Source organism: Roseateles sp. P1_C6, from assembly GCF_056406315.1.
This window is the reverse complement of sequence record NZ_JBFUAK010000002.1, coordinates 56021-75243: the sequence shown is the minus strand read 5'-3', so window position 1 is coordinate 75243 and position 19223 is coordinate 56021. Positions and strand designations below refer to the sequence as shown.

At 70.1% G+C, this 19223-nt stretch carries 14 protein-coding genes and 2 tRNA genes; 6 read left to right on the top strand and 10 right to left on the bottom strand.

Annotated features, from left to right (window positions below; translation table 11 throughout):
- Nucleotides 1-10: 10 nt before the first annotated feature.
- Nucleotides 11-1234 (bottom strand): MFS transporter, encoded by a 1224-nt coding sequence (locus tag AC1D29_RS03405; RefSeq protein WP_477894488.1) that lies wholly within the window; start codon nt 1232-1234, stop codon nt 11-13.
- A 74-nt stretch (nt 1235-1308) separates the two neighbouring features.
- On the opposite strand from AC1D29_RS03405, the gene AC1D29_RS03400 reads away from it, so the two are divergent.
- A complete protein-coding gene (locus AC1D29_RS03400; protein ID WP_477894487.1) occupies nt 1309-2307 on the top strand; it encodes an AraC family transcriptional regulator in 999 nt (332 codons plus the stop codon).
- A 162-nt stretch (nt 2308-2469) separates the two neighbouring features.
- On the top strand, nt 2470-3162 hold the full coding sequence (locus AC1D29_RS03395; RefSeq protein WP_477894486.1) for an N-acyl amino acid synthase FeeM domain-containing protein: 693 nt from the start codon (nt 2470-2472) through the stop codon (nt 3160-3162).
- Between the two features lie 91 nt (nt 3163-3253).
- Here the strand turns inward: AC1D29_RS03395 and AC1D29_RS03390 are convergent.
- The 5 genes from AC1D29_RS03390 to AC1D29_RS03370 all read right to left on the bottom strand — a co-directional run bounded on the left by AC1D29_RS03390 (nt 3254) and on the right by AC1D29_RS03370 (nt 11445).
- A tRNA-Arg gene (locus tag AC1D29_RS03390) sits at nt 3254-3330 on the bottom strand.
- Nucleotides 3331-3340: 10 nt separating this feature from the next.
- Nucleotides 3341-5329: an OPT family oligopeptide transporter gene (locus AC1D29_RS03385; protein WP_477894485.1), complete on the bottom strand. Its 1989-nt coding sequence runs from the start codon at nt 5327-5329 to the stop codon at nt 3341-3343.
- A 178-nt stretch (nt 5330-5507) separates the two neighbouring features.
- Nucleotides 5508-5584: transfer RNA gene (locus tag AC1D29_RS03380), tRNA-Pro, on the bottom strand.
- A 15-nt stretch (nt 5585-5599) separates the two neighbouring features.
- Nucleotides 5600-8821, bottom strand: coding sequence for a UvrD-helicase domain-containing protein (locus tag AC1D29_RS03375; protein WP_477894484.1), 3222 nt, complete (start codon nt 8819-8821; stop codon nt 5600-5602).
- Complete coding sequence (locus AC1D29_RS03370; RefSeq protein WP_477894483.1) at nt 8818-11445, bottom strand: PD-(D/E)XK nuclease family protein; 2628 nt, start codon at nt 11443-11445, stop codon at nt 8818-8820. Before AC1D29_RS03370 ends, AC1D29_RS03375 begins: the two co-directional genes overlap by 4 nt.
- 160 nt (nt 11446-11605) lie before the next feature.
- On the opposite strand from AC1D29_RS03370, the gene trxA reads away from it, so the two are divergent.
- The 4 genes from trxA (at nt 11606) to AC1D29_RS03350 (ending at nt 15632) form a co-directional block, all read left to right on the top strand.
- Nucleotides 11606-11935 carry a thioredoxin TrxA gene (gene trxA, locus AC1D29_RS03365; RefSeq protein WP_056195487.1) on the top strand — a complete coding sequence of 110 codons (330 nt, stop codon included), beginning with the start codon at nt 11606-11608 and terminating at the stop codon, nt 11933-11935.
- A gap of 247 nt (nt 11936-12182) precedes the next feature.
- Nucleotides 12183-13448, top strand: a complete 1266-nt coding sequence (rho, locus tag AC1D29_RS03360; protein WP_477894482.1) for a transcription termination factor Rho — start codon at nt 12183-12185, stop codon at nt 13446-13448.
- A 149-nt stretch (nt 13449-13597) separates the two neighbouring features.
- Nucleotides 13598-13849, top strand: a complete 252-nt coding sequence (locus tag AC1D29_RS03355) for a type B 50S ribosomal protein L31 (protein WP_477894481.1) — start codon at nt 13598-13600, stop codon at nt 13847-13849.
- Nucleotides 13850-13991: 142 nt separating this feature from the next.
- Nucleotides 13992-15632 carry a hypothetical protein gene (locus tag AC1D29_RS03350; protein ID WP_477894480.1) on the top strand — a complete coding sequence of 547 codons (1641 nt, stop codon included), beginning with the start codon at nt 13992-13994 and terminating at the stop codon, nt 15630-15632.
- Here AC1D29_RS03350 and phoR read toward each other — a convergent pair.
- From phoR to pstB, 4 genes are read right to left on the bottom strand one after another with little or no spacing between them, the layout of a single operon-like run.
- Complete coding sequence (gene phoR / locus AC1D29_RS03345) at nt 15626-16993, bottom strand: phosphate regulon sensor histidine kinase PhoR (protein WP_477894479.1); 1368 nt, start codon at nt 16991-16993, stop codon at nt 15626-15628. The two genes, AC1D29_RS03350 and phoR, sit on opposite strands and share 7 nt — an antisense overlap.
- 16 nt (nt 16994-17009) lie before the next feature.
- Nucleotides 17010-17711: a phosphate regulon transcriptional regulator PhoB gene (phoB, locus tag AC1D29_RS03340; RefSeq protein ID WP_477894478.1), complete on the bottom strand. Its 702-nt coding sequence runs from the start codon at nt 17709-17711 to the stop codon at nt 17010-17012.
- Nucleotides 17712-17713: 2 nt separating this feature from the next.
- Nucleotides 17714-18421 carry a phosphate signaling complex protein PhoU gene (gene phoU / locus AC1D29_RS03335; RefSeq protein WP_477894477.1) on the bottom strand — a complete coding sequence of 236 codons (708 nt, stop codon included), beginning with the start codon at nt 18419-18421 and terminating at the stop codon, nt 17714-17716.
- Between the two features lie 14 nt (nt 18422-18435).
- Nucleotides 18436-19221 (bottom strand): phosphate ABC transporter ATP-binding protein PstB, encoded by a 786-nt coding sequence (gene pstB / locus AC1D29_RS03330; protein WP_477894476.1) that lies wholly within the window; start codon nt 19219-19221, stop codon nt 18436-18438.
- Nucleotides 19222-19223: the final 2 nt, after the last annotated feature.

The window sequence follows — 19223 nt, the reverse complement described above, 5'->3', positions numbered from 1 at the left end:
CCGGTGAGGTTCAGGTATTGGCAGCACGCGGGCCGTGGCGCAGCGTCAGCAGCGTGCCCAGCGTCAGCGCGACGACGGCGAAGGCCGGGCCGCCCAGCGCGCCGATGTGGTCCACCAGCATCCCGCCGCCGATGGCGCCGCTGGCAATGGCGATCTGGAAGCCCGCCACCAGCAGGCCGCCGGCGCCCTCGGCCTGGTCGGGCGCGGCGCGGACAATCCAGGTCTGAAAACCCACCGGGAAGGCGCCGAAGGCAAAGCCCCACAACGTCACGGCCACTGCCGTGACGGCCATGGACTGGCCCGCCACCAGCAGGCTGGCGGCCAGCACGGCAATCAGCACGCCGCCGGCGACGATGGCGTGGCGCTCGCTGCGCCCGGCCAGCCAGCCGCCCGCCAGGTTGCCGAAGAAGCCGGCGACGCCGTAGGCGAGCAGCACGGCCGACACGGCACCGACGGACAGGTGCGTCACCTGCTCCATCAGCGGGCGGATGTAGGTGAAGCCGGCAAAGTGGCCCGAGATGACGAGCAGCACCGCCAGCAGCGCCACGCGCACCGGCGGGCGCCGCAGCAGCTCGCCCAGCACGCGCAGGCTGGGGTTGTCGCGCGGCGGCAGCGCCGGCAATGTGACGAACTGCACCGCCAGCGTGACGACGCTGACGACGCCCGCCGCGATGAAGGGGCTGCGCCAGCCCCACAAGTCGCCCATCCAGGCGCCGACCGGCGCCGCGCAGACGGTGGCCACCGACACGCCGGTGAGGATGAGCGACATCGCGCGGGCGAACAGGCCCTCGGGCACCAGCCGCAGGGCGAGCGCCGCCGACATCGACCAGAACCCACCCAGCGCAATGCCCAGCAGCACGCGGGCCACCAGCAGCAGGCCCAGGCTGCTGGCCGTGGCGGCGATGAGGTTGGACAGCACCAGCAGCAGGCTGAACGCCAGCATGACGGCCTTGCGGTCCAACCGGCGCGTCAACAGCGGCAGCGAGGGCGCGGCCATGGCGCCGACCAGGGCCGTGGCGGTCACCGCCTGGCCGGCCGCGCCGTCGCTGACGCCCAGATCGGCAGCCATCGCGGTCAGCAGGCTGGCGGGCAGGAACTCGGCCATGACCAGGCCGAAGACCCCCATGGTGAGCGAGGCGACGGCGGGCCAGTTGGCCGACGGCGCGGCGGATGCAACCGGCCGGGCGGGCGCGGCGACGGCATCAAGGCAGGTGGAGCAGGGAGAGGACGACAAAGCAAACCCTTGGTCTGAACGGTGTCGTCATGCTAGGAATAGCATGCCGGCGCTTCCATACCGAAAGAGCCGAAATGCTTGACTTTTCGTCCAAGCCTGCGGTCCGCGACGCCGGCGCACGCGACCCGCTGACCGAAATCCTGCTGGGCCTGCGCCTGGACGGCGTCGAGTACGGCCGCTGCATCCTGCGCGCGCCCTGGGCGGTGGCCTTCCCCGCGCAGCGCTCGGCGCGCTTTCACTTCGTCGGCGCCGGCGGCTGCTGGCTGCGCACGGCGACGACCGACTGGGTGCGCCTGGCGCCCGGCGACGCGGTGCTGCTGCCGCGCGGCAGCTTCCACGTGCTGGCCAGCTCGCCGGACGTGCCGGCGGTGGACATCGACTCCCTGTCGCGCGTCGCCGTGGCCGACAACATCTACCTCGTGGGCGGCGACCAGTGCGCCGTGCGTCGCGTGGCCGACGGGGCCGATGCAGCCGAGGCCGCGGCGGCCGACGTGATGTTCTGCGGCGCGCTGCGCTTCAACCTGGACCCGCTGCACCCCCTCATCGCGATGATGCCGGAGCTGATGCTGACGGGCGAGCTGGCCCAGCGCGACGCCACCGTGCCGGCGCTGCTGGAGGCGATGGAGCGCGAGGTCGCACTGGACCGCATCGGTGCCTGCGGCATCATCGCCCGCCTGGCCGATGCGCTGTCCGCCAGCATCATCCGCGCCTGGGTGGAATGCGCCTGCAGCAACGCCACCGGCTGGGTGGCCGCGGTGCGCTGCCCCAAGATCGGCAAGGTCATCGCCGCCATCCACGCCGACCCCGAACGCGACTGGAGCGTGCCGCAGCTGGCCGACGTGATGGGCGCCTCGCGCTCGAGCTTCGCCGACGCCTTCACGCGCACCATGGGCGAGAGCCCGGCGCGCTACGTCTCCAAGATCAAGATGTTTCAGGCCCGGCGCTGGATCGCGCAGGACGGCATGCGCGTGGCCGTGGCCGCCGACCGGCTGGGCTACGACTCCGAAGCCTCGTTCAGCCGGGCCTTCAAACGCGTCATCGGCCACGCGCCCAGCTCGGCCCGGGCCGGCTGAAACGCCATTTCGGATTCAGGGCGGCGCCAGAACTGCCGCTTGACCGTGAGAAATCGCATGATCCGCGGATACCTGGTGTATCGGTCTGTGATAGTCCGACCCGGCACCGCACTGCATCCCTAGACTCGCGGCTCGCGCACTGGGCGCTGGAGGATGCAGTCCATGATCCCTCACTTTGAAGCGAGCCACGGCTTGCCAACAAACCCCTCACACACACCGCCGCTGGTGCTGGACAGCGGCTTCGGCGGCCTCGAGGGAGAGGCCCTCGGCCTCGTCGAGCGCCGCTATGGCGACCGCGGCCTGAACATTGGCCGCGAGCGCTACAGCTGCCGCGACCAAGACGGCGACATCGTTTGCACCGCACGCGACGAGGGCCGCATCGTCGGCACCCTGTCCGTGCGCTTCGACGGCACCGGGGGGCTGCATGCCGACCTGTTGTTCAAGCAAGAGCTGGACGGCTGGCGGGCGGAGGGTGTCAAGCTGTGCGAATTCGGCGGCCTGGCCGTGGACAAGCATTCTCACGAACCCAAGCGCGTGCTGGCGCAGATCTTCCATCTCGGCTACCTGCATGCGCACCGGCGCGCCGGCTGCGAGCGCCTCGTCATTGAGGTCAATCCGCGCCACGTCGGCTTCTACCGCCGTTGCCTGGGACTGGTGCCCCGCACCGCCGCCCGCCACAACCCACGAGTCAACGCACCGGCCGTGCTGATGAGCATCGACCTGGCCGAAGTGCGCGAGCAGATCTCACTGTGGGGCGGCCACCCCGAGTCATTGGCCTCGGCGCGCAGCCTCTACCCGCTGGCCTGGGGCGCAGCGGCCGAAGCCACCATGCTGGCCCGCCTGTCCCAGGCGTGAGAGTCATCTCGCACCCGACCTGACGGGTCTGAACCTGCAGCCCGGAACGGAAAACGCCCAGGCCGCGAACGACCTGGGCGCCTTGATTTCTTGGCCTGCCCGGAGGGACTCGAACCCCCGACCTGCTGCTTAGAAGGCAGCTGCTCTATCCAGTTGAGCTACGGGCAGACGGTGCGGATTAGATCAGCACGTTGATGATGGCGTTGCCGATGCCCATCAATGCGGCACCGGAGATCAGGCCGGCGCAGATGGGCTCCATGCCGTCGACCCACACGCGCCAGCCCGGCGTGCCGGCCGTCTTGTGCTTGCGGCCCATGATGAAGAAGACCAGCGCGCCGAGGAACATCGCCAGCACCGACTCCGGCGGCAGCACGACGCCCAGGCCGGTCGCGACGGCGGAGAGCTGGAAGCGGCCCTTGGTCTTGATGCGTGCCACTTCCATGACCACGGCGGCGACGGCGGCCACGGCCATGGAGATCAGCGCCGACGTCGGCAGGCCCTTCAGACCCTTGGCGATGATGTCGGCCACGCCCTTCCACTGCAGCGCGGCGGGCATCGCGAACTGGTCGGACACCAGCGTCGCGACGCTGCGCACGCCGTTGGCGTCAGGCGTCAGGAACAACAGGAAGAACAGCGGTACGCAGAACAGCACGCCGGCCAGGTTGCCGATGACGTGGCCGATGGCCTGGTGGCGCGGCTTGCCGCCCAGCATGTAGCCGGGCTTGATGTCGGACAGCAGGTTGGCCGCGTTGGACGCGATCTCGCTGGTCATGCCGGCCGGCAGCAGGTTGGAGCCGGGGTTGCTGCGGTCGATGGCGCCCATCGTGAACTGCGTGATCTTGGACAGCGAGCCCGTCGGCGTCCACGAGGTCAGCGCCATCGAGTTCGTGCAGATGATGGTCAGCACGAAGATCAGCGGCAACGACACCAGCGCCAGCCAGAACGGCACGCCGAAGAAGACGTGGGTCACGTAGCTGCCCAGCACGCTGAACACCGGCACGCCGATGTAGCTGATCCACAGCGGCACTTCGATGTCCTTCAGCAGGTCGTTGCCCGCACCGGCGGCGCCCGCGGCGGCCGGCACCTTGCGCTTGAACGCGCTCGTGAAGATCTCGGGCTTGGCCAGCAGGCCCACCAGCGCGCCGACGACCATCATCGTCACGCCCCACCACAGCGACCACTGGTTGACGATCTCGGCGCGGTTCAGCGGCACCAGCACGCCATTGGCGCCGATGCGCGGCGCGATGTCGCCGGCCTGGATCATGATGGGCGCCAGCACGACGAAGTTGATGAACGCGCCGAGGAAGCAGCTCGTCGCCACCGCGATGCCCATCAGGCCGCCGACGCCCAGCATGGCGGCGTCCAGCGTCAGGCGCAGGCCCAACTGGCGGATGTCGGTGCCCAGGATGGTGGGGATCAGCGACGTCGTCTTGCCGGCCCAGGCGTAGTAGTACTGGTCCAGGCGCTCGTGCAGGAACCAGGGCTCCTTCAGGCCGGCCCACTTGTCCAGCATCAGGATCTTGAACTGCACCAGCTTCATCCAGCCATCGCTGACGATGGCCTGGTACAGCGCCGTGAAGCCGCCGACGACGCCCAGCAGCTTGGCCTTGAAGACGCCTTCGTCACCGGCGCCGTGGTACAGGGAGTCCAGCACCACGCCGCAGGCGCGTCCTTCCGGGAAGGGGGCCTGGTCTTCGTTGATGAAGCGACGCTTCAGCGGGAAGGCCAGCAGCACGCCGATCAGCGCGACGACGAAGATCCAGATCATCAGCTGCCACCAGGCCGGGATGACGCCGGTGACCAGCATGTAGGCCGCAAGACTCGAAAACAGCGGCGTGATGACGTACCCGGCCGCGGTCGCGATGGACTGGGTGCAGTTGTTCTCGAGGATGGTGTAGTCCTGCGCGAAGCCGCTGGCATGCAGCGCGCGGAACAGCGCAAAGGCCAGGATCACGGAGGTCAGGCCCACGCCGATGGCGATGCCGGTCTTGGCGCCGATGTACAGACCCGTGGCCGACAGGATGCCGCCGAGCAGGAAGCCGGTGAAGCCCGAGCGCAGTGTCAGCTGGGCCATGTCGCCGCGGAACACGTTCTTGAACCACCACTCGTCCTTTTGGGCGCGGGTCCAGGTGGCGATCTGCTCGTCGGTCAGGTGTTGGAGTGCCATGGGTCTCGGGCGCGGCTTGTGGCCACGTCGGGGTTGCAGCAAAAGCCCGGGATTGTCCCGGCCGACCGCTCGGTCGGCCTTCGGGGGATGCCCTCGGATCGCGGCCCCCGGATGCGGGGGCCTCAAAAAAACAAACCCGCCGTCGGCGCGGGCCGGCGGCGGGTTGTCGATGAAGGTTTGGTCGGGGCGGCGGGATTCGAACTCGCGACCCTCTGCTCCCAAAGCAGATGCGCTACCAGGCTGCGCTACGCCCCGATCAAGCCGATCATTCTAGCTGACGGGAATGAAGCGCCCCGTTCCGCTGATCAGCGCGGCCCGAACCGGCTCGCCCGGCTGCAGTATTTGGACGGCCGCGACATAGCCGCGCATCTGCGCCAGATAGGCCGGTTCGCGCTCCGGCGTGGCGCCCAGCTTGTAGTCCAGCACCCACCAATGGCCGTCGTCCAGTTGCACGAGGCGGTCGATGCGTTGATCCTTCTCGCTGTCCGCGCCCTGCCCCACGGCCACCTCGTTGCCGGCCCACCGCAGCCGGGTCGGGTCGAAGAAGGGCCGGCAATCGGGGCTGGCCAGGATGGCCTGGGCGGCCTGGGCGAGCTGCTCGCGTGCCTTGGCATTCAGGCCGAAGGCCTGCGACGCGGCGGCCATCAGCACCGCGAGCGGCTGCGTCTGGCCCGGTGTCGAGGCCCACTCCAGCACGCGATGCAAGGCCTCGCCGGCACGGGCCAGGCGGTCGTCGCGGGCCTCGCCATCGCGCGCGGCCACGGGGGGCGGCGCCAGCCAGCGCGGCAGCGGCGCGACGCGTGGCGGCGCAGTGTCGGCCCGGCCGCCAGGCGCCATGGCCACGGGCCAGCGTCGCGACAGCGGCTGCAGCCGGTCCCACCAACTGCTCGCCTGGCTGCGGCTGGGCGTGTGGCTCAGCACCAGCGCGCGGCGCGCCCGCGTCAGCGCGACGTAGAGGCCATTCAGCTCTTCGCGTTCGCGCTCGCCGCGTTCGTCGTCCACCAGCGCCTGCAGCGACGGCGGCGGCCTGGCTTCGGAGGCCAGGAAGGCCGCGCGGCGCGGCGCCGGCTGGCCCACCGGCCAGTCCAGCAGCAGGCCCAGCGTCTCGGCCTTGGGCGGCGCGGCATCGGTGTCGAGCAGGAAGACCACCTCGGCCTCCAGGCCCTTGGCGCCGTGGATGGTCAGCAGCTGCACCGCGTCGGGCGCGGCGGCAGGCACGAACTTGACGGGCCGGCTCTTCAGCGCGCGCACGAAGCCGTAGAGCTGCGCATAGCGGCCGCCGTCCAGGTCCAGCGCCGCGCGCAGCAGGGCTTGCACGCTCTGCAGCCGCACCGCCGCGTCCGCCGCCGGCACGGCCGCGGCGATGCGCGCCAGCAGCTCGCCCTCGTGGAGGATGCGGTCCAGCAGCTCATGCGGCGTGCGCTGGCGTGCCTGCTCGGCCCAGCCGCGCAGCAGCGCCTGGGCACGGGCCAGCGCCGGGCTGGGAGCGGCCAGGCCTTGCAGCGCGGCCCACCAGGAGCGCCGTTCGGCGGTGGCCTGACCCAGCCACTGCGCCGTGCCGGCGGCCTCGGCCAGCGTCAGCAGATCGGCCTCGTCGACACCGAACAGCGGGCTGCGCAGCGCGCGCGCCAACGACAAGTCATGCCCCGGCGAGGCCAGCACGTCCAGCAGCGCCAGCAGGTCGGCCACGTCCGGCAGCTCGGCCAGCGGCTGCTCCTCGGGCGCCGCGTGCGGCACGCCGGCGGCCGTCAGCGCGTCGCTGAGCTGGCGCAGCGGGTCGCGCTTGCGCGCCAGCACGAAGAGGTCGCCCGGCTTCAACTCGGGCCGCGCCTGTAGCAAGCCCACGATGGCCGCGCAGACGCGTTCGCACTCCGGCGCGCGGCGGCTGATCTCGGCCTCGTGGCGGGCCTCGGTCAGGCTGGGGCGCCAGCGCAGCGGGTCGGCCTCCGGCTGAGTCGGTGGCGTGATGACCTCGGCGTCCAGCGCCCACAGGCCCGCCAGCTCGTCCACATCGGCCACTTCCGTCGTGTGCCGGCGAAAGCCCTGGTAGGCCCCCGCACGCTGCGCACTGTCGAAGGCCGCGTTGACGGCGGCCAGCACCTCGGGCGCGTTGCGCCGCGTGTGGTCGCAGGCCAGGCGCACGCCGGCCAGGCCGTCGCAGACGAAGTCCTGCGCCGCGGCGAACACGCGCGGGTCGGCGCGGCGGAAGCGGTAGATGCTCTGCTTGGGGTCGCCGACGATGAAGACCGACGGCGCCGCGCCGCCGCCCGCGCCGGCATAGGACGCCAGCCAGCCGTGCAGCGCCTGCCACTGCAGCGGGCTGGTGTCCTGGAACTCGTCGATGAGGAGGTGGCGCACCTGCGCGTCCAGCCGCTGCTGCACCCAGCCGGCCGTCTGCGCATCGGCCAGCAGGGCCAGCGCGCCGCGCTCCAGGTCGTTCATGTCGACCAGGCCGCGCTCGCGCTTCAGCGACTCGAAGGCGTCCACCAGCACCAGCGCCAGCCGGCGCATCGCGGCATGCTCATCGGACGCGCGCTGCTGGGCGATGGCCGCGCGCAGGCGCTGCAGTTCCTCGCACAGCTCGTCCAGATCGGGGTGGTCGACGCCCAGCTTGCGCGGTTCGCACTTCAGCGTGAACAGCGCGGCAAAGGCGGCGTCGAAATGTTCGGCCTGCTGCAGCGCCACGGCCGCGTCCTGCGCCTTCTTGCCCTTGGCTGCCCCCAACAGCCGGGCCAGCGCGGCCAGCGGCTCGCGCAGATGCCCGAAGAACACCTCGGGCGTCGTGCCCAGCATGTCGACGGCGCCGGGCAGGCTGGTGGCCAGCACGCCCGCGGCTTCGGCCAGCCGCAGCTCCACACGCTTGGCGAAGGCGCCCAGCAGCCATTCGCGCAGGTTGAAGCGGCCGCGCGACTGCGTCAGTGCCTGGAAGTCGGCCCGCAACGCCTCGTCCGCCAGCACGGCCACATGGAAGCGCCGCCACAGCTGCGGCATCAGCTCCTGTTCGTCCTCGACCAGCTGCAGCTCGGGCGCGATGCCCTGGGCCTGCAGGAAGGCCAGCGGCGCCGCGCGCAGCAACTGCGAGAACCAGCCGTGGAAGGTGCGCACCTCGACCGCCCGGCCGCCGCGCAGCAGCTCGCCCTGCAGCGCCGCCAGCCGGGGGCGCAACGCGAGGGCATCGGCGTCGGCCACGCCGCGCTGGCGCAGCGCCGCGAGCTGCTGGTCCTCGCTGGCGTGCGCAAACTCGGCCAGCCACTCGGCCAGCCGCTGGCGCATTTCGCCGGCCGCCTTGCGGGTGAAGGTGATGGCGACGATCTGCTGCGGTTCGGCGCCGGCCAGCAGCGCACGCAGGATGCGCGAGACCAGCATCCAGGTCTTGCCCGCACCGGCGCAGGCCTCCACGACGATGCTGCGCGAAGGGTCGCAGGCCTGCGCGTAGAACTGCTCGCGCGGGACGCGGTAGCCGTCGGCCCAGTAGGCGAGTTCGGCGCTCATGTCGCGCTCCAATCGCCGCCCGCCGGGCCGCCGCCAACGGCGGCAGCCTGCGTACTAGGCGTGGGGGCCCAGTCATCACGCCGGCACAGCCCCCGGGCTTCGCAGTAGTCGCACACCTTGCCTTCGCCCAAGGCGGGCAGCGGCGCACCGTCGCGCACGGCGCTCAGATCGTTCTGCAGGCCGTCGCGCAGCGCCAGCGCCGTGTCGCTGACGTCCGCGTGCGGCAACAGCGCGATGCCCTTGCCATCGTCCAGCACCAGGTACGCCGCCTCCAGCCCCGGCTCGGCGCCCATCAGCAGCGCGTAGGTGGCGAGCTGGGTGTCCTCCAGCGGCGCGGCGAGCTTGTCCTTCAAGCCCTTGGCGTCGCCGGTCTTGTAGTCCAGCAGCCAGGTCCGGCCGGCACGTTCGTCGATGCGGTCGAGCCGGCCGCGCAGCGTCAGCGCGTCCAGCGGCGCGTCGAAGGGCCGGCAGTCGCGGTCCACCTCGCCGGCCACGAAGCGCTGGCCGGCGGCCTCGGTCTCGGCCAGCCAGGCCAGGTACAGCGGCCGCAGCCGCTCGAACGCGGCCGAGAAGGGCAGGAAGTCCGCCGCGTCCAGCCACGCCAGCTCGGCCTCGGCCGCCGCGCGCAGATCCGCGTCGTCATCACCGATGCGCGACTCGTGGAAGCGCTTCAGCACGGCGTGCAGCCAGGTGCCGTAGTCGCGCTTGTCGGGCTCCAGCTCCAGCTCGTCGGCCTCACGCAGGCCCAGCAGGACGCGGCTGAAGAATTGGTAGGGGCAGTTGCGCAGCGCGTCGATGGCGCTGGCGCTCAACGCGGCCGGGAGGCGTCCGCCGGCCTCGGCGGCAGCGCGGTGCTGGGGCAGGCTGGACGGCGCCAGAGGTTCACGCTCGTCGCGCCAGTCGCTCAACGCCTGCCCGCCGCGCGCCGCGGCGCCGGCCAGGCGCTCCAGCAGCGGACTGGGCGGCAGCGGCTCGGCGCCGGCAAAAGCGCAGCGCAGCAGCGTCAGCACCGGCGCGCGCAGCAGTTGCGCAAAGCCGAAGCCCTCGGCCTCGCGGCGCTCCAGCAGGCTGGGCAGACCCAGCGCCGCGGCGTCCGCGTCGGCCAGCAGGCCCGCCTGCGGGTTCACCGGCCCCAGCGTGGCGGCGTCCGCGCCGGGCAGCACGATGGCGCCGAAGGGCCGCAGCATGGCGCGAGCCAGCGGCGTGATGACGACCTCGGCTGCACCCGCCTCCTGCGCCGGCTCGAACTGCGCCGCCTCCAGCGTGTCGTTCACCCAGGCCAGGAACTCGTCGGGCCGCAGCCGCGTCTGCGCCAGCGCATGCTCGTGCGCGCTGCCCGCCCAGGGGTTGCGGGTGATCCACAGCGTCTCGAGCAAGGCCTCGCCACCCTCGACCTCGGCCAGCGAGCCCAGGCCGCTCAAGGCCTGTCCCAGCGCCGCCAGCCAGCCGCCCAGCGAACGCGCACCGCCGGCCAGCGGCTCCAGCTGGCGCCGCGCGCGTTGCCAGACCGCACCCACTGCGGGCGGCAGCGTGGCCGCATCGAGCTGCGCGGCCTGGCGCCAGCCGAAGCGCCGGCAGCGGGACTCCAGGCCGGCCAGGCCTTCGGCGTCCCAGCCGGCCGCCAGCGCGGATTTCAGCCAGGCCAGCCAGTCGTCCACGGCACCGCCGGCCAGCGCGGCGCGCAGCAGCGCCATCAACGCGGCGGCGGCGGGCGTGGTGGCCAGCGTCCAGCCGGTTTCGTCATGCACCGGCACGCCCTGGCGCGCCAGCAGCGCACGCACGCGGCGGATGACGACGCGGTCCTGGGCCAGCAAGGCCACCGGGCGGCGGCCGGCGTTCAGGTGCTGGACGACGGCCGTGGCGGTCTGCTCGGCCAGCGTCTCGAAGTCCGGCGCGACGGCCTGCTGCACCTGCGCGGCGGGCGTGAAGCCCGTCCAGGGCTGGTCGAGGTCCAGGTCGGCATCCAGGCACAGCGCGGGCACGTCGCCCGCCAGCAGGGCTTGCGCCAGCGGGTCGGGCCCACCGGCGCGCAGCCAGATCCAGGCGCTGGGGCGCAGCGCGAACAGCGTGTCGGTGGCCGGCCGGCGGTCGTCGGACGCCACCCAGGCCAGCGCGACCTGTGCCAGCGCCCGCTCCAGCAGGCCCGGCCCGGCGTCGAGGGCCGCCAGCCGTTCGTGGGCGAGAGCCATGAAGGCGGCGCGCTCGGCCGGCGGCACCTGGGCCGCCGCGCGGGCCAGCGCCTGGGCGGTGTCGACCAGCCGTGTCAGCGCCACGCGGTAGTCGCGCGAGCTGCTGCGCTTGAGTGGCTGCACCCAGCTCTGGTCGGCCAGCAGCCGGTCGGCCGTGAAGGCGTCGATGGCCGCGTCGCCGGAGAGCTGATCGGGCGCGGCCAGCGCCGTGGGACCGAGGGCCGACGCCAGGCTGCGGCTGGTCGTGATGCGCGGCTGCCAGCCGCCCTGGGCCAGCCAGGCGCGGCGGGCCGGCGCAATCTGCTGGGCAAAAGGCAGCAGCAGCACGGCGTCGCGCACGGCGGCGCCCTGCCCGGCCAGCCAGTCGGCGCTGACGGCTGCCACGCGGCGCCAGAATCCCTCGATGTCCTCGCCGGGCACGAGGCCCAGATTCAAAGCTTGCTGCACTTGTAAAGCGGGCCTCCCGCCCGCATGTCTGCACCGCTTCGGTCACCCTCGTGACCGTCCGGGCAAAACTGCTATGTCACAATGATTTTGCCTATTCGGACGGCGCCTTCGCGGCGACCGCCAACCCTTTCAGGCCAAGGACCTCCCCATGAGCAGCGAATTGATCAAACATGTTTCCGACGCGTCCTTCGACGCCGACGTGATCCAGTCGGGCAAGCCCGTGCTGGTGGACTACTGGGCGGAATGGTGCGGCCCCTGCAAGATGATCGCGCCCATCCTGGACGAAGTCGCCACCGGCTACGGTGACAAGCTGCAGATCGCCAAGATGAACGTCGACGAGAACCGCGAAGTGCCCGCGAAGTTCGGCATCCGCGGCATCCCGACGCTGATGCTGTTCAAGGACGGCCAGTTGGCAGCCACCAAGGTCGGTGCCCTCTCCAAGGCCCAGTTGACCGCCTTCCTCGACGCGAACCTATAATCGCGTCCAACTGCTGCGGCGATCCCAGCGCCTTCCGGCGCCTCGCCGCAGCAGCCAAAGCCAACACGCCCCGGGTTGCCAAGAACCCAGCCAGCGTGGACTCGGCTCCCCCTTCCCCCACTGAGTCAGTTGTCGAATCTGCGTTGCTCGTCGTTTGAGCAATAGCCATTCGGTTCTTTTCCGGGGCGGCCGTGACAACGCCGCAAGCGCCTTGGCTGGCGCTGCGGCCCCTGACGGGTGTTCACCCATGCATCTTTCCGAACTCAAAGCGCTTCACGTCTCCGCCCTGATCCAGATGGGCGAGGAGCTGGAGATCGACAACGTCACGCGGCTGCGCAAGCAGGAGCTGATGTTCGCCATCATGAAGAAGCGCGCCAAGGCCGGCGAGCAAGTCTTCGGCGACGGCGTGCTCGAAGTGCTCCCGGACGGCTTCGGCTTCCTGCGCTCCATCGAGGCCAGCTACATGGCGTCGACCGACGACATCTACCTGAGCCCGAGCCAGATCCGCCGCTTCAACCTGCACACCGGTGACTTGGTGGAAGGCGAGGTGCGCGTGCCCAAGGACGGCGAGCGCTACTTCGCGCTGGTCAAGGTCGACCGCGTCAACAACCAGACGCCGGAGGAAAGCAAGAACAAGATCATGTTCGAGAACCTGACGCCCTTGTTCCCCAAGGAGCAGTTCAAGCTCGAGCGTGAAGGCTACAAGGCCGACGAGAACATCACCGGTCGCATCATCGACCTGGTGGCGCCCATCGGCAAAGGCCAGCGCGCGCTGATCGTCTCGCAGCCCAAGACGGGCAAGACCGAGATGATGAAGAGCCTGGCCCACGCGCTGGTGGCCAATCATCCCGACTGCCACCTCATCGTGCTGCTCGTCGACGAGCGCCCCGAGGAAGTGACCGAGATGATCCGCACCGTGCGCGGCGAGGTCATCAGCTCCACCTTCGACGAGCCCGCCGCCCGCCACGTGCAGGTGGCCGAGATGGTCATCGAGCGCGCCAAGCGTCTGGTCGAGCTGAAGAAGGACGTGATCATCCTGCTGGACTCGATCACCCGCCTGGCCCGCGCCTACAACAACGTGCTGCCCAGCTCCGGCAAGGTGCTGACCGGCGGCGTTGACGCCAACGCGCTGCAGCGCCCCAAGCGCTTCTTCGGCGCGGCGCGCAACATCGAGGAAGGCGGTTCGCTGACCATCATCGGCACTGCCCTGATCGACACCGGGTCCAAGATGGACGAGGTGATCTACGAAGAGTTCAAGGGCACCGGCAACTGCGAAATCCACCTGGACCGCCGCATGGCCGAGAAGCGCGTCTACCCGTCGCTGCTGATCAACAAGTCCGGCACGCGCCGTGAAGAGCTGCTGCTCAAGCCGGAGATCCTGCAAAAGAGCTGGATCCTGCGCAAGCTGCTCTACAACATGGACGAGATCGAGGCGATGGAGTTCATCCTCGACAAGATGAAGGCGTCGAAGAACAACCATGACTTCTTCGACATGATGCGGCGCGGCGGGTAAGCCTCACACCCGAACTAGCCAAACCGCAGGAAAACTCGCTACAATCGCGGGTTTTCCGCCCCAGACACCTTCGGAAAGTGCGCCGACCAAGCGATTCACATCGTTGGCGTGGCTCCCGACAAACAAGCCCCAGAGGCCAAGAGGTTCCCATGAAAGACGGCATTCACCCCAACTACCGCGACGTCGCGTTCATCGACCAATCCAATGGTTTCCAGTTTGTGACGCGTTCGACCGTCCAGACCAAGGAAACCATCGAGATCGACGGCAAGAAGCTGCCGCTGGTGAAGCTGGAAACCACCAGCGAGTCGCACCCCTTCTACACGGGCACGCAAAAGAGCATCGACAACCTCGGTGGTCGCGTCGAGAAGTTCCGCAACAAGTTCTCGCACCTCAAGAAGTAATCGGCCTGCGGCCTTTCGCCGCGCCAGTGATCAAAGGGCAGCTCAGGCTGCCCTTTTGCTTTTGGCAGCATGCGCCGCCTTTCTTGCTTGCCAGGCCGTTTTTGACGGCATCATGCCGGCCGACCCCATCGAACTTTCGCGCGTGAATCTTCCCACCCCCGCCATCGTCGCCGAGCGCGGCGTCGAGCGCCTGCCGCGCCTGGCGCTGCTGCTGCTGTGCGCGGCCTATGTGCTGCCCGGCATCTTCGGCCGCGCGCCCTGGCGCAATGCCGACCTGACGGCGTTCGGCTTCATGGCCAGCGTCGCCCAAGGCCACGCGCCGTGGTGGCAGCCGGCCATCGCCGGCATCCCGGCCGAAGGCGGCCCGCTGCCCTACTGGCTGGGCGCGCTGGCGATCAAGGCCCTGCCCTTCCTGGACGCCCCGGTCGCCGCCCGCCTGCCCTATGCGCTGGTGCTGGCCGGCGTGCTGGTCGCCGTCTGGTACACCTGCTTTCACCTCGCGCGCACCGAGGCGGCCCAGCCGGTCGCCTTCGCCTTCGGCGGCGAGGCCCAGGCCGTGGACTACGCCCGTGCGCTGGCCGATGGCGCGCTGCTGGCGCTGATGGCGTCGCTGGGCCTGCTGCAACTGGGCCACGAGACGACGCCGGAGCTGATGCAGTTGCTGGCGGTGTCCATCTACCTCTACGGCCTGGCAGCGGCGCCCTTCCGGCGCGGTCGCTCGCGCGCGGCCGTGCTGATCGCGCTGCCGGTGCTGGCGGCCAGCGGCGCACCGGCCGTGGCCTGCGCGCTGGGCCTGCTGGGCGTGCTGCTCAACCACCGCTCCAGCTATGGCGAGGCCAAGGACCAGCGCATCTGGCTGCTGGGCGCGCTGACGCTGGCCGTGCTGGCGGCCTGGGCCTTCGAGGGCTGGGCCTGGCGCCTGCGCCCGGGCATACAGCTGGGCTCGCTGCTGAGCCTGCTGGCCTGGTTCTGCTGGCCGGCCGGGCCGCTGGCGCTGTGGACGCTGTGGCGCTGGCGGCGCCACGGCCTGCGCCGCCACATCACCGTGCCGGCCATCGCGCTGCTGGTGCCGCTGGCCGCCTGCATCGGCATGGACGGCTCGGAGCGCGCGCTGCTGCTGGCGCTGCCGTCGCTGGCCATCCTGGCGGCGTTCGCGCTGCCGACGCTGAGCCGCGGCTTTTCCGCCGCGGTGGACTGGTTCTCGGTGTTCTTCTTCAGCGCCGCGGCACTGTTCTTCTGGCTCTACTACCTGTCCATGCACGCGGGCTGGCCGGCGCGGCCGCTGGCCAACCTGCGCCGGCTGGCGGAGGGCTTCGAGCCACAGTTCAGCGTCATGGCGCTGGTGTTCGCGGTCGGCGCGACAGCCGCCTGGCTGGCGCTGGTGCGCTGGCGCACGGCACGGCACCGCCACGCGCTGTGGAAGAGCCTCGCCCTGCCCGCCGGCGGCGTCGCGCTGGGCTGGCTGCTGGTCATGAGCCTGCTGCTGCCGCCGCTGGACTACGCGCGCAGCCTGGCGCCGCTGGTGGCGCGGCTGAAGGCGCGCATGCCGGACGACGTGCAATGCCTGGCCGCACCGGGCCAGAACCTGGCGACGCTGGCGGCCTTGGAATGGCACGGCGGCTGGACCGTGCTGGGCCGGGGTTCGCTGAGCACCTCGGGCTGCAGCCACGCCGTCATCAGCGCCGGTCAGCCGACGCCCCTTGGCTGGCAGGTCATCGCCCAGGTGAAACGACCGACCGACCGCAGCGGCAGCGCCAGCCTCGTGTTGTTGAAGCGTCAGTGATCTGACAGGACGGCGACGCCGAACGCGGCTTCGTCGCCCAGCGCCGAATCGCTGGCCTGGCGCACCCGCGCGGCCGGGAAGACGAGGCGAAAGCGCGAGCCCTTGCCGACGTCGCTCTGGATCATCAGCTCGCCGCCATGGCGCTGCATGACGTGCTTGACGATGGACAGGCCCAGGCCGGTGCCGCCGGTCTCGCGCGAGCGGCTGCCGTCGACGCGGTAGAAGCGCTCGGTCAGGCGAGGAATGTGTTCGCGCGCAATGCCCAGGCCGGTGTCGACGACGGTCAGCTCGCCGCTGCCGTCGTCCAGCAGCCGCCACAGCACCTCGACATCGCGGCCATCCGGCGTGTAGCGCACGGCGTTGGTCACGAGGTTGGCAATGGCGCTGAGCAGCTCGCTTTCGATGCCGGCCAGCTCGACGCCGCTGTCGGGCTTCAGGTTCAACTGGTGGCGACCGGCTGACAAGACTTCGGCGTCCGCAGCGATGCGCACCAGCAGATTGTCCAGGCTGACCCAGCGGTCCGACGCCGGGCGCGGGCTGCCTTCGAGCTGAGCCAGCGTCAACAGGTCGGCCACCAGGGTCTGCATGCGCTGCGTCTGCTGGTTCATCAGCACGAGCACGCGGTCGCGCTCGACGGCCGTCAGCGGCAGCGAGTGCAGCGTCTCGATGAAGCCAGACAGCACGGTCAGCGGCGTGCGGATCTCGTGCGAGACGTTGGCGACGAAGTCACGCCGCATCGCCTCGGAGCGCACGCGCTCCGTGATGTCCAGCGACAGCACCAGGCGCATGCCTTCGCCGTATTCGCGCACGATGATGGACAGCGTGCCGGGGCCGCGACCATTGCCCAGCACCAGCGGCTCGCCATAGCGGGCGGCCTGCAGGTAGGCCACGAAGGCCGGGGCGCGCACGAGGTTGGTGATGCGCTGGCGCAGGTCGCGCTGCGGGTCCAGCGAGAAGTGGTCGGCCGCGACGCGGTTGCACCAGACGATCTGCTCGTGCGAGTCCAGCATCAGCACGCCATTGGGCGAGGCCTCGATGGCCGACAGGAACTGCTCCAGCTCCAGCTGACCCCGGGCGACGGCCCGGTCGCGGTCGCGCATCGCACGCTCGACGCGGTAGCCCAGCTCGCCCCACAAGCCGGTGTCGCGCGGTGCGTTGTCGTGCTGGTTGCCGCGCAACCAGTTCAGCAGCCGGTTGCCGCGCACCGCATCGATGAGCAGCACGAGGAGGACGCCGGTGACGACGCCCACCCCCAGGCCAAGACTGTCGATGCCGGTGGCCGCGCGGACCGCAACGCCGATGATGAACCCGAACAACGCGGCCCCGAGGGCCATCAACAGTCTGGGCAATAGCCAGGTCATGGAGTCAGGGCGAAACTCAGGCTGAGAGCGCGCTGCTCTGTTGGGTCAGGCGGTAGCCGGCACCGCGAACGGTCTCGATCATGCGCGCGCACTGCACGCGTTCCAGCGCCTCGCGCAGCCGCTTGACGTGAACGTCGATGGTGCGCTCCTCGATGAAGACATGGTCGCCCCAGACGCGGTCCAGCAGCTGCGAGCGGCTGTGCACGCGCTCCGGGTGCGTCATCAAGAAGTGCAGCAGGCGGAACTCGGTGGGACCCAGCTTGACCTCGTTGCCTTCGCGGCTGACGCGGCGCGTGCCCGGGTCCAGCAGCAGCGGGCCGACCTCGACCGCGCTGTCCAGCGCCTCGGGCGCCTTGCGGCGCAGCACGGCGCGGATGCGCGCCAGCAGCTCGTTGGTCGAGAAGGGCTTGGTGACATAGTCGTCGGCGCCCGCGTCCAGGCCGGCGATCTTGTCGCCCTCCTCGGCGCGCGCCGTCAGCATGATGATCGGCAGCTCCTTCGTGCGGGCCGCGCCACGCCATTGGCGCGCCAGGGCCACGCCGCTCTGACCGGGCAGCATCCAGTCCAGCACGACGAGGTCGGGCAGCACGCGGTCCACCTCGTACTGGGCCTGCGTGGCGCTGCCGGCGAGGGTGACCTCGAAACCGGCGTGGCGCAGATTGATGGAGATCAACTCGGCGATCGCCGATTCGTCTTCCACCACCAGGATTCGACTCATGCTTACCTCACCATCGTTTCGACAGCTTCCGGCGAGTTGTGCCGGACGTCCTGACCCTTGACCACGTAGATGACGACCTCGGCCAGGTTCTTGGCGTGGTCGCCGACGCGCTCGATGGCCTTGGCGACGAAGACCAAGTCGATGGACGAGGAGATGGTGCGCGGGTCTTCCATCATGTAGGTGATGAGCTTGCGCAGCAGGCCGTCGAACTCCTTGTCGATCTCGTCGTCGTGCTTGAGCACGTCCAGCGCGCGCTCGACGTCCAGGCGGGCGAAGGCGTCCAACGCCTTGCGCAGCTGGCTGGTGGCGAGCTCGGCCTCGAAGCTGAGGTCGGACATCGGCACGCGCAGGCGGCTGGAGACGCCGCTGGCGACCAGGCGCTGCACGGTGCGAGCGATGCGCGCAGCCTCGTCGCCGACGCGCTCGAGGTTGGCAATGCTCTTGGAGATCGCGATCAGCAGGCGCAGGTCGCGGGCCGTGGGTTGACGGCGCGCAATGATGGTCGAGAGATCGCGGTCGATCTCGATCTCCATCGTGTTGACTCGGCCTTCGCGCGCCAGCACTTCGTCAGCGGATTCGGGGCTGAAGTCGCTGAGGGCTTGCACGGCCTGGGCTACCTGGGCCTCGACGAGGCCGCCCATTTCCAGCACGCGGGTCGAGATGCCGCTGAGCTCGGCATCGAACTGGGTCGAGAGATGCTTGTCCACCATACCGTCCTCCTTGATCAGCCGAAGCGGCCGGTGATGTAGTCTTCCGTGTCCTTGCGCTTGGGCTTCATGAACAGCTCGGCCGTGGGGCCGAACTCGATCAGGTCACCCAGGTACATGTAGGCGGTGTAGTCGGAGCAGCGTGCGGCCTGCTGCATGTTGTGCGTCACGATGGCGACGGTGTAGTCGCTCTTGAGCTCGTGGATGAGCTCTTCGATCTTGCCGGTGGAGATCGGGTCCAGCGCCGAGCAGGGCTCGTCCAGCAGCAGCACCTCGGGCTTGATGGCGATGCCGCGCGCGATGCACAGGCGTTGCTGCTGGCCGCCGGAGAGACCCGAGCCGCTCTGGTTGAGCTTGTCCTTGACCTCGGTCCAGAGCGCGGCCTTCTTGAGGGCCCATTCAACGCGCTCGTCCATCTCCACGCGCGGCAGCGTCTCGAACAGGCGCACGCCGAAGGCGATGTTGTCGTAGATGGACATCGGGAACGGCGTGGGCTTCTGGAAGACCATGCCGATCTTGGCGCGGATCAGCGAGACGTCGTCCTTGCTGGCCAGGATGTCCTCGCCATCGAGCAGGATGTTGCCTTCGGCGCGCTGCTCGGGGTAGAGCTCGAACATGCGGTTCAGCGTGCGCAGCAGCGTGGACTTGCCGCAACCCGACGGGCCGATGAAGGCGGTGACCTTCTTCTCGGGGATGTCGAGGTTGATGTTCTTCAGCGCATGAAAGCTGCCGTAGTAGAAGTTCAGGTTGCGCACCGAGAGCTTGGCGCGCTCCCCCACGGGCGTTTCGATCTTGGCGTCCATGG

Excerpts from the sequence above, each read along its gene's own strand:
- AC1D29_RS03400 (WP_477894487.1), top strand. The coding sequence starts at position 1,309 with ATGCTTGACTTTTCGTCCAAGCCTGCGGTCCGCGACGCCGGCGCACGC.
- rho (WP_477894482.1), top strand. The coding sequence starts at position 12,183 with ATGCATCTTTCCGAACTCAAAGCGCTTCACGTCTCCGCCCTGATCCAG.
- AC1D29_RS03355 (WP_477894481.1), top strand. The coding sequence starts at position 13,598 with ATGAAAGACGGCATTCACCCCAACTACCGCGACGTCGCGTTCATCGAC.
- AC1D29_RS03375 (WP_477894484.1), bottom strand. The coding sequence starts at position 8,821 with ATGAGCGCCGAACTCGCCTACTGGGCCGACGGCTACCGCGTCCCGCGC.
- trxA (WP_056195487.1), top strand. The coding sequence starts at position 11,606 with ATGAGCAGCGAATTGATCAAACATGTTTCCGACGCGTCCTTCGACGCC.
- phoB (WP_477894478.1), bottom strand. The coding sequence starts at position 17,711 with ATGAGTCGAATCCTGGTGGTGGAAGACGAATCGGCGATCGCCGAGTTG.
- phoU (WP_477894477.1), bottom strand. The coding sequence starts at position 18,421 with ATGGTGGACAAGCATCTCTCGACCCAGTTCGATGCCGAGCTCAGCGGC.
- AC1D29_RS03385 (WP_477894485.1), bottom strand. The coding sequence starts at position 5,329 with ATGGCACTCCAACACCTGACCGACGAGCAGATCGCCACCTGGACCCGC.
- phoR (WP_477894479.1), bottom strand. The coding sequence starts at position 16,993 with ATGACCTGGCTATTGCCCAGACTGTTGATGGCCCTCGGGGCCGCGTTG.
- AC1D29_RS03395 (WP_477894486.1), top strand. The coding sequence starts at position 2,470 with ATGATCCCTCACTTTGAAGCGAGCCACGGCTTGCCAACAAACCCCTCA.
- pstB (WP_477894476.1), bottom strand. The coding sequence starts at position 19,221 with ATGGACGCCAAGATCGAAACGCCCGTGGGGGAGCGCGCCAAGCTCTCG.